At 44.5% G+C, this 17512-nt stretch carries 15 protein-coding genes; 5 read left to right on the forward strand and 10 right to left on the reverse strand.

Going from position 1 to position 17512, the window contains the following annotated elements; all coding sequences use genetic code 11:
- Positions 1 to 4 precede the first annotated feature (4 nt).
- The 4 genes from NL324_RS03055 to NL324_RS03070 all read left to right on the forward strand — a co-directional run bounded on the left by NL324_RS03055 (position 5) and on the right by NL324_RS03070 (position 5078).
- Complete coding sequence (locus NL324_RS03055) at positions 5 to 1945, forward strand: DUF6077 domain-containing protein (RefSeq protein ID WP_253306286.1); 1941 nt, start codon at positions 5 to 7, stop codon at positions 1943 to 1945.
- A gap of 96 nt (positions 1946 to 2041) precedes the next feature.
- Entirely contained in the window at positions 2042 to 3187 is a 1146-nt protein-coding gene (rffA, locus tag NL324_RS03060) for a dTDP-4-amino-4,6-dideoxygalactose transaminase (protein ID WP_253306287.1), read from the forward strand.
- A gap of 54 nt (positions 3188 to 3241) precedes the next feature.
- Entirely contained in the window at positions 3242 to 4081 is an 840-nt protein-coding gene (locus NL324_RS03065) for a glycosyltransferase (RefSeq protein WP_253306288.1), read from the forward strand.
- A 1-nt stretch (position 4082) separates the two neighbouring features.
- A complete protein-coding gene (locus tag NL324_RS03070; RefSeq protein ID WP_253306289.1) occupies positions 4083 to 5078 on the forward strand; it encodes a glycosyltransferase family 2 protein in 996 nt (331 codons plus the stop codon).
- Between the two features lie 72 nt (positions 5079 to 5150).
- Here the strand turns inward: NL324_RS03070 and NL324_RS03075 are convergent, their stop codons facing one another.
- Genes NL324_RS03075 through NL324_RS03115 form a run of 9 tightly spaced genes read right to left on the reverse strand, consistent with a single transcriptional unit; the run spans position 5151 to position 15694 of the window.
- A complete protein-coding gene (locus tag NL324_RS03075) occupies positions 5151 to 7244 on the reverse strand; it encodes a glycosyltransferase (RefSeq protein WP_253306290.1) in 2094 nt (697 codons plus the stop codon).
- A gap of 28 nt (positions 7245 to 7272) precedes the next feature.
- Positions 7273 to 9180, reverse strand: a complete 1908-nt coding sequence (locus NL324_RS03080) for a class I SAM-dependent methyltransferase (protein ID WP_253306291.1) — start codon at positions 9178 to 9180, stop codon at positions 7273 to 7275.
- Complete coding sequence (locus NL324_RS03085) at positions 9173 to 10522, reverse strand: ABC transporter ATP-binding protein (protein ID WP_253306292.1); 1350 nt, start codon at positions 10520 to 10522, stop codon at positions 9173 to 9175. The genes NL324_RS03080 and NL324_RS03085 overlap by 8 nt, the downstream gene beginning before the upstream one ends.
- Positions 10512 to 11297 carry an ABC transporter permease gene (locus NL324_RS03090; RefSeq protein WP_366516338.1) on the reverse strand — a complete coding sequence of 262 codons (786 nt, stop codon included), beginning with the start codon at positions 11295 to 11297 and terminating at the stop codon, positions 10512 to 10514. Before NL324_RS03090 ends, NL324_RS03085 begins: the two co-directional genes overlap by 11 nt.
- 32 nt (positions 11298 to 11329) lie before the next feature.
- Positions 11330 to 11881, reverse strand: a complete 552-nt coding sequence (gene rfbC, locus NL324_RS03095) for a dTDP-4-dehydrorhamnose 3,5-epimerase (protein ID WP_253306294.1) — start codon at positions 11879 to 11881, stop codon at positions 11330 to 11332.
- The gene (gene rfbA / locus NL324_RS03100) at positions 11853 to 12764 is read right to left on the reverse strand and encodes a glucose-1-phosphate thymidylyltransferase RfbA (RefSeq protein ID WP_253306295.1); all 912 of its coding nucleotides are present in this window, start codon (positions 12762 to 12764) and stop codon (positions 11853 to 11855) included. The genes rfbC and rfbA overlap by 29 nt, the downstream gene beginning before the upstream one ends.
- Before the next feature lie 6 nt (positions 12765 to 12770).
- The gene (gene rfbD, locus NL324_RS03105) at positions 12771 to 13673 is read right to left on the reverse strand and encodes a dTDP-4-dehydrorhamnose reductase (RefSeq protein WP_253306296.1); all 903 of its coding nucleotides are present in this window, start codon (positions 13671 to 13673) and stop codon (positions 12771 to 12773) included.
- Positions 13670 to 14731 (reverse strand): dTDP-glucose 4,6-dehydratase, encoded by a 1062-nt coding sequence (gene rfbB, locus NL324_RS03110; RefSeq protein ID WP_253306297.1) that lies wholly within the window; start codon positions 14729 to 14731, stop codon positions 13670 to 13672. The genes rfbD and rfbB overlap by 4 nt, the downstream gene beginning before the upstream one ends.
- Before the next feature lie 18 nt (positions 14732 to 14749).
- Positions 14750 to 15694 (reverse strand): glycosyltransferase family 2 protein, encoded by a 945-nt coding sequence (locus NL324_RS03115; protein ID WP_253306298.1) that lies wholly within the window; start codon positions 15692 to 15694, stop codon positions 14750 to 14752.
- A 165-nt stretch (positions 15695 to 15859) separates the two neighbouring features.
- Between NL324_RS03115 and NL324_RS03120 the strand changes: the two genes are divergently transcribed.
- On the forward strand, positions 15860 to 16411 hold the full coding sequence (locus NL324_RS03120; RefSeq protein ID WP_253306299.1) for a sugar transferase: 552 nt from the start codon (positions 15860 to 15862) through the stop codon (positions 16409 to 16411).
- Between the two features lie 90 nt (positions 16412 to 16501).
- On the opposite strand, the gene oppF is transcribed toward NL324_RS03120, so the two are convergent.
- The gene (oppF, locus tag NL324_RS03125; protein WP_253306300.1) at positions 16502 to 17512 is read right to left on the reverse strand and encodes a murein tripeptide/oligopeptide ABC transporter ATP binding protein OppF; all 1011 of its coding nucleotides are present in this window, start codon (positions 17510 to 17512) and stop codon (positions 16502 to 16504) included.

The raw sequence follows: 17512 nt of genomic DNA on the forward strand, positions 1-17512 counted from the left end.
ATTAATGCATTTATTGATTGCTAGCCCTCTGATTTTTTTCTCCGCATGGACTGTTTCAGCACAGCTCTGCATTTTATTAGGATGGAATCTAAAATTACTATTAACTATTGCCCCAGTGAGCATAGTGTTATTATTTTACCTGTATTTTTTAACATCAAAAAAACCTTGTAGAGACTGGCGTCAATCCACCCCTATTTTTTTATTCAGGCGTGACCAAGAACAAGTAACCACTCTTTGTTTACTGATCCTTTTAGTTTCCCCCATTGCCCTTTACTTCTCTTATAATCTGTTTTTTATACTCTCTCTATTTTTACTCGGGATTTGTTTAATACCACAAACGATTAAACAAATACCCGATCCTATTGAAGCACACTCTGTTAGTAAAAAATTAACCACTGTGCTACTTATTTTTGCGATAGTGTCAATGATTATACTGACCTATACAGTCTCTAGAAGTGATTTAGATGATGCTTTTTATGTGGCTGTCGCAGCATTTACCTCTGCCCGACCAGAACAACCGCTGCTGCATACCGATCCCATGTTCGGAGAAATTGGATTGCCTTTATTATTTCCTAGTTACCGTTTTGCATCATTTGAGTTATTAGTGGGTGCTATTGCTTATGGGTTATCCCTCCCGGCAATGGAGATCTACTATATTGTTCTGTTACCTGTGTGGGTCATGATCACGATAATAGCAACGATGTTACTCACAAAAGAGTTCATGCCCAAGTATTGGTTGTGGAGTGGACTGATGATGCTGCTACTGACAGTTCTCCTAGGAGAGACACATCGTGGCCCAGGAAATTTATCTTTTGTTCGTCTATTCCAAGGTAAAATAGTATTTTTATCCACCATGGTTCCGACAATTTTTTATATTACAGCCCGTTTTTTCTCTCGTCATGGCACCCGACGAGATCTATTGTTACTCGCTTGTTGCCAAATCAGTTCAATAGGTTTAACCAATTTTGGTATGCTGGCTGGACCCATGGCTGGTTTTAGCGCACTAGTCTCTAATATCCCCTTGATTTTTAACTGTAGGGAGCCAGTAAAAAAATTCTACGCTGCCACAGCTATCCTGTTAATTCCTCTACCTTATCTAATATATGTTAGTAGACATGCCACGAAATCCCCCCTCTTAAATTTCAACAGTGAAAGTGCCGTACAAGTATTTCAATCAGTATTGGGTCCACACCAACAATATCTGCTCATACTACTGCTACTCGCTGGACCTATTTTAGCAAAAGACACTATCACACGATGGCGACTAGCGGTTCCGCCTTTACTACTGTTTGGAATTTATCTTAACCCCTGGCTAGCAGAACTTATCTCAAAGCACATCACAACCCCTCCAGTCTATTGGCGTGTGGTGTGGTCATTTCCAATATTAATTTATAGTGCAATCGCTTTTTGTATGATCTTCACCACACGTTTAAAAAGCACTGCAAACCGCCTCCTTCATGGCCTCTTGGCTGCAGTCGTTCTAGGCTTAATGATTTATACACTACCACTACATACCTTACGCTTAGATAACATTGGTCCTATAGAGGGTTTTGCCACCTGGAAAATCCCCAAAAATCATCTCCAGATTGCTGAAAAAGCGGTGAAACTGAGTCATCATGGAAAACTGCTAGCGCCCGATGAAATCGCTGGGGTCATTGCGCGATTCGAACAGCACCCACCATTGGTCAATGTCAGGGAAGCCTACTTAGAATTACTACGTCCTACTATGAAAGAAAATAATTATAAACCTAGGCGGGTTCTCTATGATTTTATCACGACGCCTCTTAAAGAGGATCAACCAGTGCGGATCGCCTTGAAAACACTCGATGTTTCGATTATTGTGATGCACCTAAGCAATGAATCCTCTGAAAAAAGTAATCTATTGTTAACCGAGCACTATGAACGGCAAGCGCCAATAGCTGACTATAGTATTTGGAGAAAATAACTATCTGTAGGCATGGTTTTTTCATGACCATAACCCGTATGAGGCTGCTCTAAATCACTATCAATCAAACTCGCTGGATTAAGGAAATTGAGTCTAATGCCATCAGCCATGATCCCTTTTAACAAGCTTTACCAGACTGGTAATGAGATCGATTATCTCGCCAAAGCGCTCCTGAATGGCCGCTTGGCAGGCGATGGTCCTTTTACCCAACGTTGCCAGAGTTGGCTCAGGCAACAGACCAGCTGTTGCCAAGCGCTACTGACCCACTCTTGTACTGCGGCACTCGAAATGACCGCCCTACTGTTGAACATTCAACCAGGGGATGAAATCATCATGCCCTCCTATACGTTCGTCTCAACGGCTAACGCTTTTGCGTTACGAGGTGGGGTCCCCGTATTTATCGATATCCGTTATGATACGCTGAACATCGATGAAAATTTAATTGAAGCGGCGATCACCTCACGCACTCGGGCCATTGCGGTGGTGCATTATGCTGGGGTTGCCTGCGAAATGCAGGCTATTCTAGCTATCGCCAAACGCCACGGACTGGCAGTCGTAGAAGATGCGGCGCATGGCATGATGGCTAGATATCATGGGCAACTCTTAGGGTCACTTGGTGACTTGGGCGCCTACAGCTTTCATGACACTAAAAATATCATCAGTGGTGAAGGCGGCAGTCTGCTGATCAATGATTCCAGCTTTGTCCTGAGTGCTGAAACCATCCGCCAAAAAGGAACGAATCGCAGCCGTTTTTTACGTGGTGAAGTGGACAAATATACTTGGGAGACATTAGGTTCCTCTTTTTTGCCTAGCGAATTAACCGCTGCCTTCCTGTGGGCACAATTAGAACAGGCCGAATGGATTACCCAACAGCGATTAGCCCTGTGGGAGTTCTATCAGGAACAGCTAAAGCCAGTAGAGCAGCAAGGTCTACTGCGACGTCCTGTGTTGCCAAGTGGCTGCCAGCACAATGCTCATCTCTACTACCTATTACTATCACCAGAGATCGATCGCCAAGTCGTCTTAGAACACTGTAAACAACAAGGGGTGAGCATCCTTGGACATTATGATACCCCGCTGCACCGCTCGCCGGGTGGCCAGCGTTATGGCAGAACGTCCGGGCAATTAGTGACTACAGACGCTGTGGCACAACGGTTGATCCGTTTACCGCTGTGGATAGGGTTGAGTGAATCCGAACAAGCGAGAGTGGTTAAGGTGCTAGAAACTTCTTTATTGCAATAACTGTGGCTATGCTTTAGCCTAGCCCATTGATATCATGAACGAGCTATAGGTTATATGAAGAGGGTCAATGTTGGATTAGTCCTTTACAATAATAGTCAAGAAGAAATTTTTCAATGTCTAAACAGCCTCAATAGACAAACCAGTGTTAAATCTATTAATAAGCTATTAATAAAGGATAATAGTATAAGCCCTCTCGAGCATATCGATCACTGGATAGCGGCTCAGACGGCCAACTTTGAAATTCAACAGTGGCATGGGTCTAATAATGGTTTCGGAGCCGCTCATAATTTTTTATTTCAACACACTCCTGAGACTATTGAAGCCTACCTTTGTCTTAATCCGGATGGGGTAATGCATCCCAATTGTCTAAAAGCGCTGCTAGAAAAAATGGACCAAACAGGACCCAACAACCTATTTGAAGCACGACAAGAGCCGGTGATGCACCCGAAATTTTATCACCCAGATTCTGGAGTGACCGATTGGTGTTCAGGCGCCTGCTTATTAATCCCTTCCCCGCTGTATCGTACTACACAAGGTTTTGATGAAACCTTTTTTCTTTATTGTGAAGATGTTGATCTCTCCTGGAGAGTCAGAGCTCAAGGTGGCCGGTGCTTTTCTATTTCTGAGGCCCGCTTCTTGCATTATACACTGGATAGAAAGCAGAGCAGTAGTGATGTAGAGATATGGAAATCTGCTGCTATTTTAGCGCATAAATGGGGTTCAAAAAAGTTCGTTAAACAGGCTCTAGATAGGGTGAAATCATTGGATCGTAGCAAACTTAATTCAGTACAAGAAACCCTAAAGAAAATAGAACAGGTGCCTTGGGGATCACTGAAAACCGTCAAACCTCACTTCAACTCCGGTTTGGTTTTTTCTGATGCACTATGGAATTAAAATGGACGATTTATTAACAATTATTATCAGAACAATGCCAGGTCGTGAACAGTTCTTGGACTGTTGTCTACTGAATCTTAGCTGGCAACAGTATAAAAAAATTGAGCTGGTTTTAGTGGCACAAACTGTGCAAGAGAATGAGAATTTTGATAAGTTACAAGCGCTTCTTCAATTGTGGCAGCCCTATTTTCCAAACTTACAGTTGTTAACCCACTTCTCCCAATCTGATGCTAGAGCACATAGCCTAAATCTTGGATTAGAACATGCTAATGGTCGCTATATCGCTTTTCTCGATGATGATGATAAGATCTATCCAGGGCACTATTCACTTTTAATGAAATCCCTACAGGCTTCTGATTATGTTTGGGCTTATTGTGATATTGTGAGAGCACTCTATAATAAGCATGGTCAACTGATCTCACGATCGATGCCTTTTCGTCGATCCAGTTACTCTTTTATTCATCATCTGAAGAATAATTTCATTCCAATACACTCCTTCATACTTGATCGGCAAAATATCCCCAATTTAGTCAAGGTTGATGAAAGATTATCATTTCATGAAGATTATGCTTTTTTATTACAATTAGCTGCGTTATACCCACCGCTATATGTTCCAGGTATCGGTGCTGAGTATTGCATTAGAGAGGATGGAACCAATACCATTATAAGTGGAATCTATGATGGAGAAAACCGCTTTAAAAAACATAAAAATTGGACACTCTCTGAACAGCTCATGCAAGAAAAAAAGAAAAATTTAGTGGGTTGGTGGTTCAAAGAACTCGATAATTATCCAATAGAATCCACTGCTTATCAAGAAAAATGGTTTTACAAAATAATCAGAAAATTTTATTTAAAGAATACAGGAATTATTCATTCTATTTGGAATAAATTAATTGATAAAGCTAGTGAAAAAATATCATTTAGACTAGATTCTTTAGAACTAAAAATAGAACAGCAACAAAAAATTTTAGAAAAAATAGATAAGAAACTAAATTAGAACAAGGGTATTCTATGAATACCTCATTGCTTAATTAGAAAATAATTCTACAGTCAATAACATCATCTTACCTTAGTTTAACTTTTTAAGTATTTCTTCTAAATCTTTTTGTAGGCATTCCATTTTTATTTCCAGAGAATCCATTTTAAATAATATTTTTTCACTAGCTTTATTAACTAATTTGTTCCAAACAGAGTGGATGATATTTTTATTCTTTAAATAAATGCTTCTTACTATTCTATAATACCATTTTTCTTTATCAACAGATGATGCTCTACTGATCTTATTGATAATGATTTTATTTTCTGCTCTGCACTCTTTTTGCATAGGATAAAAATTTAATAAATAAATCCTAAAAGCTTCTCTTGCTTGTTGCAAAGATACTGTTTTGCTAATATTTAATGCATGGTGTTGAAAATTATAGATTTCATCTTCATTTTTGTTATAAAGGGTCTCAAAAAAATCTTTGGTACCAAAGAGATCATTAATAAAGAAGGCAGACTGACCATCCACAAAGAGACTATCACTACCACCATTATGTTTTAAGATAGGAATTGCTCCACAATTGGCTGCTTCTAAAGGTAATAAACCTAGCCCTTCAAAATAAGAAAAATCAAGGTAATAGCCTACTGAATTAAACAATTTATTTAATTCTGAAGAGGATAAATCTCCATGGTGCTGTCCTAGATCATTAGGCAAATAAAAAGCATCACTCTCTTGACCAAAAAGATGGATTTCAAATCCAACTTCCTTAGCCAGTAATAAGGTATGTAACATTGCTCCAGAGCCTTTAGATTCAGTAACTCTTAAACAAGCAGCAATTGATTTTTGATTACGATTTTTATAATGGTTAGAAATATAAAATTTATCCTTATCTGCTCCTAAAGGTATAAATTCATGATGACTAACCTTTAGTTGAGACAAATAAGAAAATAAAAAACCAGAAACACAGACTATTCTTAAATGATGATTTTGATAATCATTAACGACTGAACCAAAATATTTTCCACTAGAAAACAGGCTTTCAGGACCTTGAACTAAATACAGTATCTTTGCATTATAATAGTGTGACAATTCTTTTGAAATACTAACAGAATCATACATAGTTGCACAGACTACTTTTATTTTATAAATATTTTTATAAATGTCTTGAATAGAACGCCAGGGATTGAATAAACCTAAATTATCCACAAATTGTTCATCAATCATACCATAACAATAAATAGATGCTTTAATATTATTCATTGTTAAATAGTTGGCAAAATCTATTGCAATATTAATCCCTCCTGAATTTCTTATAAAAGCAGGCAAAACAAATAATATATCGATTTCTTCATAATCAACCTCAAAAGAAAAACGATTGTTTTTAAATCGTAGATAGTCATAAGGCTTTAGTTTATGATACAGTTTTTCTGATTTTGTATGTTCATATCCCCATTTTTTATAAAAAATTTCTTTATTAGTTTCAGATAGTTTAGAAAGATTATGTCTCAGTGAAAAACTACTACTTCCATTGGCATGATGAACTAATAAATTATCAATAACCACCGATCTAAAACCTTTCTCTAATACTCGATAATGCAAATCAGTCTCTTCCCAATAACCTTGATGATAATTTTTATCAAATAATTGAAACTCCTTTAAAGTGGTTTTCCGTACCGCTAAGCAAAAACCAACTGCAGTGTGTGCAGCTGGATATTTTGGTGTAAAACTACAGAGATAGCGATCAAGATCTAACCAAGATTGTCCCCAGTTCGGTAAGATAGTTAAATTTGAAGCATTAGTAGAAAATGGTGTTGCTAATACAACCTTAGCATCACTCTGAAAAGCAGATTGAATTCTCTCTAACCAATCAGGAGGAACCAAGGTATCAGTATTAAGAAATACAACGATAGCTGTTTCTGCTGCCGCATAAAGCTGATTAGCATTTTCAAGATAACCAATATTTTCTACTTGCCTAATTAATTTTATTTTAAATGGTGAATCATCAATAATTTGATCAATTAAAGATTGTGTTAATTCATCAGAACAGTCATCCCCTATAATAATTTCTGTTAACAGTGATGGGTTACTGTTACTCTCTAATGTTGTAAACAAATCGCGTAAGCGATGTGGCGAATTGAATACCGGGATCACAATTGAAATAGAATGACTGTTGTTATCCATAAAATTTTCCAAAAATAAACAACCAATCCTACTGATTGATTTTATTTAAAATAAAATTGATCACCTTCGATAAAAAACGAACTGGCCGCATGACCCGCCAAGAGTAACTGTTATGTATTTGAACAATGTATTTTTCTAACAAGGCCAGTTGTTCCTGATACTGGTTAATCGTTGCACTATTACTCTCTAATAATTCTGCTATCTTATTATGTTTCTTAAATTCATTGATAGCGAGCACCCTGATAGGCAATAAACGTGCCTGCACCATCGGCAATGAGATCATCTGTTTTGTATCACAAACCCAACTTTGCAACTCATCTTCTATCACTAGATAACGCGTTATATCTGGAAGCGTAATCAGCAAATTTAAACGGGCTGTTAACTCAAAAAAGAGTTCCAGTATAACGATAGGAACCCCGTCTTGCGGTATCGCTATCGCCCTTACGGTTAAAAAACTAAAAAAGAGTGCCCGAAAAACTATATAACCAAACTCAATGGCATACTGCAACTGCCACTCTTGATCGATAAAAACTGCCGTACCATCCTGTTTAAGGATCAAGTTGCGTGGCAAAGCATCTAACAAGTTACCAGGGACCAGTGACTCCGACGTCGGCAGGGTATTCAGCCTGGCCTGTCGTAAAAAAGCCGCTAACCAAATTTTAGCCCAAGCCGTTAATTCCTCTAAGGTCCAACCTGGCTGGTTAACAATTTGATAGAGTTTTTGTTGCCAATGCTCCCCTTTGACAAAGGGTTCATCTTCAGAGAGCGTCAACATCAGTGGAATATCCTGTGTTATGGCTACTGGTGGGTATAAACGCTCAGAACTCACACACACTTCGCTATTCCTAGTAGAGAAAGTGACCACTTTGCTAAACTCTGCTCGGCGATCCGTCGCGTAATGGTAGCCTAAGATATCCTGTGGGCACTCCGTTTTTTGTGCGCCAGCTATCACCAGAAATGAGTTTGAGAGCTCGCCAAATAGCTTATTACGGCTAATAGCCTGACTGGCCAGCTCTAGCGAAAATAGAGAGAGCTCTGAATGTTGAGCATCAGCGGCCAGCGCGCTACTTAACAGTGGGGCAATATCGATAGCCCTGTCCTGCGTTAACAAGTTCTCCGACAGCAGCAGGGTCGGCAGTTTATAATCCGGGAAAGGGAACCACCACCGCTGTTCGGCGAAGCCGCTAGCCTGTAAACGCTGAGCCAGTTCTACACGGCCAAAAGTCACCACCCCATCCATCGAATAACGATCTTCAATACCCTGCATTAACTGGCTGGTATGGTCTTCGGCATAACCAGAAAAATATTTTAGCCCTAACTGATTTTCAATCGCTAAAATCAGTACCCCCTGTGGCTTTAAGAACTGGCGCGCCCTGGCTAACAGGGCATCGACTGGATCAATACCCGTCCGAGCCGGAAAATAGAGGCGTGCATACTCCAGCACCCCAATCAAGGTGACGACATCATACTCTGGAATAATCGGTACTTGATGAAATTGGTCAACGACGACAGTGACATTCGGCAAATCGCGACAACGGGCCGCGGCGACTGCCGCTCGGCGCTCACTCCCCTCGATGGCCAAGATTTCACCACCAACTTCCCCTAAAAAACGGGTGATGGCCCCACAACCGGCACCGATTTCTAGCACCTTTCCAGTGAGGTGCTGCTGAACGGGGCGCAGCAAATTCGCACGCCGTGCATGCAAATGGTACATGAGCGGCCAACTCTCCTGTGCCCGCTGCCTTAATTCACTCGAAGTGATACTGACATCGTTGGCCTGCTGTACAATCTCCAATAGCTGCTGTTCGATCGCTTCCCCATCCGAATAACCAAACGGCGGTGCATTAGCGTTGATCCAAAACTGGTGCTGCTGATTGAAGCTGTAATGTGTCTCTAAGAAAACAGCTTGCCGCTCTTCTCTTACGAATTTACTCATTGATTATCCTAGGCAAGGTGCTTTGATTAACGACTTCTAAACGATAGTTCATCTGTAATTCTGCTAAGCCAGCGCTACGATGTGGATTTGATAACACCATATGAATCGCATCATAGCGGCGATCCAAGGGGATTACTTCACCCGTCTCATCCGTGGCCACTCCCAAAGAGAGCAAATAATCTCCATGAGCTAGCCATAATGAGAGTTCCAAGGTGACGATGGCCGTTGTTCCAGCCCTGACAGCGGTGAATGTGCTGGCACGGGAGCAGTCACGGCTATTATTGCCATAGACAGTCACACCATCGACCGTCTTGAGTGTTAGGCCAAAAATAGGGCGTTGACACGCCTGTAAAAAATCGACACTGAAAGAGAGGGATAACTGATCACCGGTGGTAAAGTGAGTTTGGTGCTCGGTTTTCCCTACTGGAGAGAGATGAAAAGCTTGGATCACCGCTAAGCGATTGCCCCAACGATATTCGGATGGGTTATAGCCAGCCTGCTGTTCAAAGGGAATCATCTGTTGTTGGATGGCTACAGGAGTGACCGAAGCGGTGATTGCTCCTCCTACTGACTGGTCAATCGCTTTAGGTTCTGTGATGCCTTTAGGCCCTAGCATGCGGTCTAGATAGTGATTGACGACAACCCTAGGATCGCCCGATTCAACAATAGACCCTGCAGCCATCAAAAAAGCTTTTGAGCAGTGACGAACCACTTGCTCGGTCGAATGTGTCACGAAAATAATGGTCGTGCCCCGGGCAATCAGCTGATTGAAGTGGCGAAAACATTTGGCTTGGAACTGGATATCCCCCACGGCCAAGGCCTCATCCACAATTAAAATGTCGGGATCAATCGTGGCGGCGACGGCAAAAGCTAAGCGCATTGCCATACCACTGGAGTAGCTTTTGACCGGTTGGTGGATAAACTCGCCGATATCGGCAAAGGCTAAGATCTCATCTAACCGCTGTTCTATCTCTCGACGACTCAGCCCTAGAATTGTGGCATTTAAATGGACATTCTCTAATCCACTAAATTCTGGATTAAAACCGCTACCTAGTTCCAATAAGGCGGCAATGCGTCCCTGGGTCACTATTTCACCACTGGAAGGGGTGACACAACCACAAATCATCTGCAGCAGCGTTGATTTTCCCGATCCATTTTTGCCTAAAACCCCAACCACTTCACCCCGTTTGATCTCCAAGGAGAGATCACGAACTGCCCAGAACTCGCGGTAATATTGTCGTCGAGCGCCCCATAGCCATTGGCGTAACCGATCACTTGGCTGGCGATAAATGGGATAATATTTACTCAAGCGCGAACAACGCACTGCAACATCACAAGGCATCAGCAAACACCTGTCGAAATCGTTGAAAAACGCTAAAACCAATCCACAATATCACGACACTACCGGCCGTGGCCAAGAGTACTGTGGAAACATTGGGCGTTTGTCCAGCCAGCAACAGCGCGCGCGACTGCTCGACTACCCAGGTCAGGGGGTTGAGGTAGACTATCGTTTGGTAGCGCTCCGGTAGCACGGAGACGGGATAGAAAATCGGTGACAAGAAAAGCAATACCGTCGTTAAAATGCCAATGATATGCGAGGTGTCTCGACAACAAACCCCCAGCGTGGCCAACAGGTAAGCGCTCCCAATAGCAAACCCTGCGAGCGGCAACAGCATAACCACCAATAGCAACACCGTCCAGTGAGGTAATCCATGCAGTACCATAAAGAGTAGCAGCCACACCGCTAAGCCCACGGCAAAATGGAACAGTGCGGCACAAAAGGTCACCCAGGGTAAGATCTCCAGGGGGAAAATCACCTTCTTGACATAGTTCATATTATTGATAATCAGTAGCGGTGCCCGCTGAATACACTCCGTAAACAGATTAAAGATCAATAAACCGATAAAGAGCACTAAGGCAAATTCTGTTTTAGAGTCGCCGCTATCGCCCCAACGCGCTTTAAAAACCACTCTAAAAACAAAAGTGTAGATAAGCAACATCACTAGCGGATTTAACAGTGACCAGAGCATGCCCATCATCGACCCTCGATAACGGGACGCTATCTCTCGCTTGATCAACAACCCTAATAATTCGCGATACCTCCATAGTGATTTCACGAGTGCTTGGGGTTCCATAGAAAAACCACCCATTAGGCGAAAACCTCAACCTGTTCTAAAAGTAGTGCTTGTTGATCTTTAGAGGATAGTAGCGGTGCGCTAGCACAGGGCGGCCACACAATAGCAATCGCTGGATCATCCCAACGAATCGTGCGCTCACAACCGCTATCCCAATAGTCAGTGGTTTTATACAGGACTTCAGCCCGGGCCGACAACGCCATAAACCCATGAGCAAAGCCGGGGGGGATCCAGAGCTGATGCTGATTATCAGCCGATAAAATCTCACCCACCCACTGACCAAAGGTCGGGGAGCTGCGACGAATATCCACCGCCACATCAAAGATCTCACCCACCACCGCTCGAACTAACTTTCCCTGGGCTTTAGGCGGTAGCTGGTAGTGCAATCCTCTGATCACCCCCTGGGTGGACACTGAGTGGTTATCCTGTACAAATGGCCACTCTACACCACTGTGCGCTTGAAATTCACGCTGATTAAAACTTTCATAGAAGCAGCCACGAGGATCACCCCAGACTTGCGGCGTTAACCGTAGCACGTCAGAAATTGGCAGCGGTATCATCAGCATAGGCCTGCGGATCCTCCTGTAAGAGCTGTAATAGGTAACGTCCGTAACCACTCTGTAACAGCGGTTGAGCTAACAGTTCCACCTGTTGACGATTGATCCAGTGCTGCCGAAAGGCGATCTCTTCCAAGCAGGCGATCTTCATACCCTGCCGCTTTTCTAAAGTGGCAATGAATTGGCTGGCCTCTAACATCGATTCATGCGTGCCGGTATCTAGCCAGGCGTAACCTCGCCCCATGATTTTCACTGATAAGTGGTTATTGTCTAGGTAACAGCGGTTGAGATCGGTAATTTCCAACTCGCCTCTGGCGGAGGGTATGAGTTGTCGCGCATACTCTACCGCTTGTTGATCATAAAAATAGAGTCCGGTTACAGCATAGGGGGAGCGGGGAACGTAAGGCTTCTCCATTAAGCTGATAGCCCGCCCACTGTGGTCAAATTCTACGACCCCATAGCGTTGAGGATCCTGAACATGATAAGCAAACACAGTCGCTCCACTAGCCTGCCGATCGGCCTGCAGTAGCAGCTGGTGCAGCTGCTCACCATAGAAAATATTATCGCCTAAAATCAAGGCCACCGGATGACCAGCAAGAAATTCTTCACCAATCAACAGGGCTTGTGCCAATCCCTCTGGAGTGGGCTGGATCCGGTAAGAGAGGTGAACCCCCCACTGCTGGCCATCGCCTAGGAGTTGTTGATAACGTTCAATATCCTGTGGGGTCGAAATGATTAAAATATCGCGGATCCCCGCCAACATCAGTACCGACAACGGGTAGTAAACCATCGGCTTATCGAAGATAGGCAGCAGCTGTTTTGATAGGGCTAAAGTGGCTGGATAGAGACGGGTCCCCGCCCCACCGGCCAGTAGTATTCCTTTACGGTTCATCGTCGGTTAATGACCTGGTTGCAAGAGTGTACGAATGAGACGAATCAGGTGATGTTGCCAATGAGGCAACTCAATGCCGAAAAATCGTTTTAATTTATCACTGTTTAAACAGCTATTCGCTGGCCGTTGCGCTGGCAGAGGATAGCCACTGGTCGCAATCGGTTGCAGCTGCGCCGAGATCAGTTGCAGGGTTTGCCCTTGGGCTAGCGCCTGTTGCAGTACAAATTGGGCGTAGTGATACCAACTAGTCTGCCCTGCTGCCGTCAGATGATAGGTACCAGAAGCCTGTTGAGCAAAAGTATTATCATGATGAATGCGGTAGAGCATCAAGGCAGTGACATCGGCAATGCAGTCAGCACTGGTTGGCGTCCCAATTTGATCATCAATCACCGAGAGCTGCTGTCGCTGCTGTGCCAGCCGCAAAATGGTTTTAGCAAAATTATCGCCATATAATCCATAAACCCAACTGGTGCGCACCAGCAAATGCTGGCAGCCACTGGCGCGAATAGCCTCTTCACCCTGCCATTTGGAGTCTCCATAAACGTTGAGCGGATTAGCGACATCCGTTTCATCATAGGCGCCCGCTTGAGTCCCATCGAAAACGTAATCAGTCGAGTAACTGACTAACCAGGCATTGAGAGCTTTAGCCTCTAAGGCTAATACCTCGACTGCTGCGGTATTGATTTGATAAGCCAAATCAGTCGCTGTCTCAGCTTGGTCAACCGCGGTATACGCCGCCGCATTAACAATCACGGTCGGTTGCAGTTGGCGAATCAGCTGACGCAACTGGTTGGGCTGCGTCAAATCGGCTTGATCACGACCAAACGCTTGACAAGATCCTAAAGCCGCTAATGACCGTTGTAACGCCCACCCCACTTGACCATTTTTACCCAATAATAGAATTTTCATTCGGTGTACTGCTGCTCCAACCAACTCCGATAAGCCCCGCTAGTCACCTGTTCTAACCAACTCTGGTGGGTTAAATACCAAGTGATGGTTTTTATAAGACCACTCTCAAAGGTTTCTTGAGGCTGCCAACCCAGTTGTTGGGAAATTTTCGTTGCATCAATGGCATAACGACTGTCATGACCAGGACGATCCGTCACAAAAGTGATCTGCCTGGCATAACGGTGACCATCCTGCCTAGGTTGCTGCTGATCCAGTAGGGCACAGAGTTGTTGTACCACCTCAAGGTTACTTCGTTCATGATGGCCGCCAATATTGTAACACTCCCCAGGCCTGCCTGCCTGCAAAATGCGCCGTAAGGCAGCACAATGATCGGTGACGTAAAGCCAATCCCGGCGCTGTTGACCATCGCCATACAGCGGCAGTGGTTGATGTGTGATGGCATGATGCAGCATCAAAGGAATCAATTTTTCAGGAAATTGATAGGGTCCATAATTATTGGAGCAATTGGCAGTCAGTGTCGGCAGACCATAGGTATGATAATAAGCACGGACTAAGTGATCGGCGGCAGCCTTAGAAGCCGCATAGGGGCTATTGGGTTGGTAGCGGTTGCTCTCTTTAAAAGCGGGCTCCGTTGCTGCCAACGATCCATACACCTCATCCGTAGAAATATGCAAAAAACGGAAGGCTGTTTGCTCAGAAGGAGTCAGTGCCTGCCAGTAGCACTTCACCGCCTCTAAGAGCTGAAAAGTGCCTACCATATTGGTTTGAATAAAGGTATCCGGTTCGCTAATGGAGCGGTCAACATGGCTTTCAGCAGCAAAATGGACAACGGCGCGCGGGTGATGCTCTGTTAACAATCTGCTCACTACACGCCTGTCTGCAATATCCCCTTGGATAAACTGGTGTCGCTCACACGCTTGCAATGAAACTAGGTTGTTAATATTTCCGGCATAGGTGAGCTTATCAAGATTAATAACCTCTTCATCCTCTATTGTTAGCCATTCTAATACAAAATTACTACCAATAAATCCGGCACCGCCCGTTACCATGATGCTCATCAGCTACCATTCACTCCATTATATTTTATTGAGGACTATAGCCACTAGTAAGCCCAGATTATCAAGATAAGTCTGTCGATAGACCTGACAGCGACGCATGGCTAATAGTCTTGATAACCAACCCTGTTGGTCACGTGCCGCACAGAATTGCTGAAATAACTGGCGATTCTCTAGGCTCAAATAGGTTTGCATCGTTTGCAGGGCTCGGATATTACAGGCATTAGCATGCCTAAGGTGCCCCTGTAACAGTTTTTTAGCCCGAGTGAATTTCGCCAACCAGGCACCATTAGACCCGGATACATTATGGTTGTGCTGTCGGTAACCCACGGTAGGCGTTCTATCATAAAAAACCGTGCCGCCACAACCAGAAACTAACAGATAAGTCCACCAGTCATGGCTGAACGCTTCACATGACCCGCCTGCGGTACAGAGCAAATGACGAGCCGCTTGGTTGAACACCATAGTATTCCCCCCAGCAATCACTTGCAGCAAGGCATGGGGAAAACTGGGTGGCCTGCTATACAAAGTTGATAATCCAACTGGACGCCCCTGCGCATCTAGTAAACAGGTACGGGAACAGTAGAGTGCTGGCTGCGATGCTGGAATCGACTTGAACCACTGGAGGGCGCGGCTCAGTTTGTCGGAATACCAAATATCATCCTGATCAGCATAGGCATAAAAGTCTGCTGTTATCGTGGGCTGGCAGGCTAAGCTCAAAAAATTAGCGGCGAAGCCTCTTTGAGGCCCCTGGCCAATAGAGAGTTTATGGGGACCCCAACTTTTTTGATAATGCTGCAGTAGCGATAGTGTATCATCCCTAGAGCCGTCATCAGAGGCATAAACGTGCCAGTCGGCATCCGTTTGCTGGGCAATGGACTCTAGTTGCTGACCGAGAAAGTTTTGGCCATTCAAGGTTGCTAGCAGTACCGCTACCTGCGCTTGCTCTGGGAGAGGTACTGCCACTGGGGTGATAACCCTAGGGTCAGTTGTGGTTGAACGCTGATCATGCTTCATGTTAGATGGTTACTATATTTAGGGATGCGACTGTGTTCATGAAAAAGTCAGTGCACAGTGTAACATAGCCGACAGTGGACTATTTTCATATTTTCATCCAGGGATTATCTCATCATGAAGACTAAACGACTGTTCGACATCACGATGACTACTATTAGCTTACTGGTGTGCCTACCCTGTTTGATCGTCATTGCTTTGATGATCCGCTGTTGCCTGGGTTCTCCCGTCCTGTTCCAACAAAGGCGTCTTGGTCTGCATGGAAAATTTTTTTTGATTTATAAATTTCGCTCTATGCTGGATAAGCGTAATACCCGAGGGGAGCTGCTGGCTGATTCTCAGCGTTTAACCTGGCTAGGGCGTTGGTTACGAGCAACCAGTTTAGACGAGTTACCACAGCTCTGGAATGTCTTGAAAGGGGAGATGAGTTTGGTAGGGCCTAGGCCATTGCTGTTGGAGGAGTTACCTGACTGCCCTAAAACCCAAGCGAAACGCCACGCAGTTCCTCCGGGGATCACCGGCTGGGCACAAATCAATGGCCGTAACGCTCTCTCTGTTCAAGAGAAGTTGGCGTTTGATCTCTGGTACGTTGAACACCAGTCACTCTGGCTTGATTGCAAAATTTTACTGCTCACCATCAAGCCGGTGCTGCTGCGTAAGAACATCTAAATCAGCACCGCTCTAAAGAGGTGCTACTCCCACCCACAACATCACCTCTACTGACCACTCCACTCTAATTTTCGCCACGCGACAACCGATTCAAACCGCCACCTTTAAACAAGAGACCGTGTGCTGTGCATTGCCCTGCAGCTGAGGGCGGGTGACGGCACACTCTGGACCGGCTATGGGACAGCGCGTACGAAATACACACCCTGATGGCGGGTGAATCGGCGACGGCAGGTCCCCTTCCAAGAGTTGGACTGTTTTATTCCGCTCTTTCCGGGGATCAGGTATCGGCACCGCTGCCATTAAGGCTTTAGTATAAGGATGTAGCGGATTATGGTAAATTTGCTCGTAGCTCCCATACTCTACGGGATGCCCTAGGTACATGACCAACACTTGATCAGAGATATGTTTGACCACTGCGAGATCATGAGCGATAAACAGCAGTGTCAAGCCACGCTCTCGTTGTAGCTCTTTTAACAGGTTGATCACTTGGGACTGAATGGAAACATCGAGGGCTGATACTGATTCATCACAAATCAGTAATTTTGGCTGCGAGATCAAGGCACGCGCAATGCCAATCCGTTGACACTGGCCTCCTGAAAACTCATGGGGGTAGCGATTAATCAGATTAGGCAATAAACCAACCCGATCCATGATCGCTCTCACTTGCGCCTGCCGATCGGCTTTGCTCATCGCTGAGTAGAGGCTCTGTAGGGGTTCAGCAATGATATCACCCGCCGTCATCCGCGGATCAAGCGAGGCCAACGGATCTTGGAACACCATCTGAATCTCTCGGCGCCTGCCCAGCCACTGTCTTGCCGTTAACTGGAGTAAATCCTCACCATTCCAATAAACTGCCCCGGCGGTCGCGGTGACTAAGCCGACGATAGCGCGGGCTAAAGTAGATTTACCACAGCCTGACTCGCCCACAATGCCTAACGTTTTATTCTGCGCCAAAGAAAAGCTGACACCATCGACCGCTTTAAGCTGTTGAAATTTCGGCTGCCAAAACCAAGTTCCCCGCTGTCTGATGTTAAAATAGACCTTTAAATCGACCACCTCAAGGAGCGGTTTCAGCTGTTGATTGCTTTGATCGTGATTCAT

Origin of the sequence: unidentified bacterial endosymbiont (assembly GCF_918320885.1) — a bacterium.
GTDB lineage: Bacteria > Pseudomonadota > Gammaproteobacteria > Enterobacterales.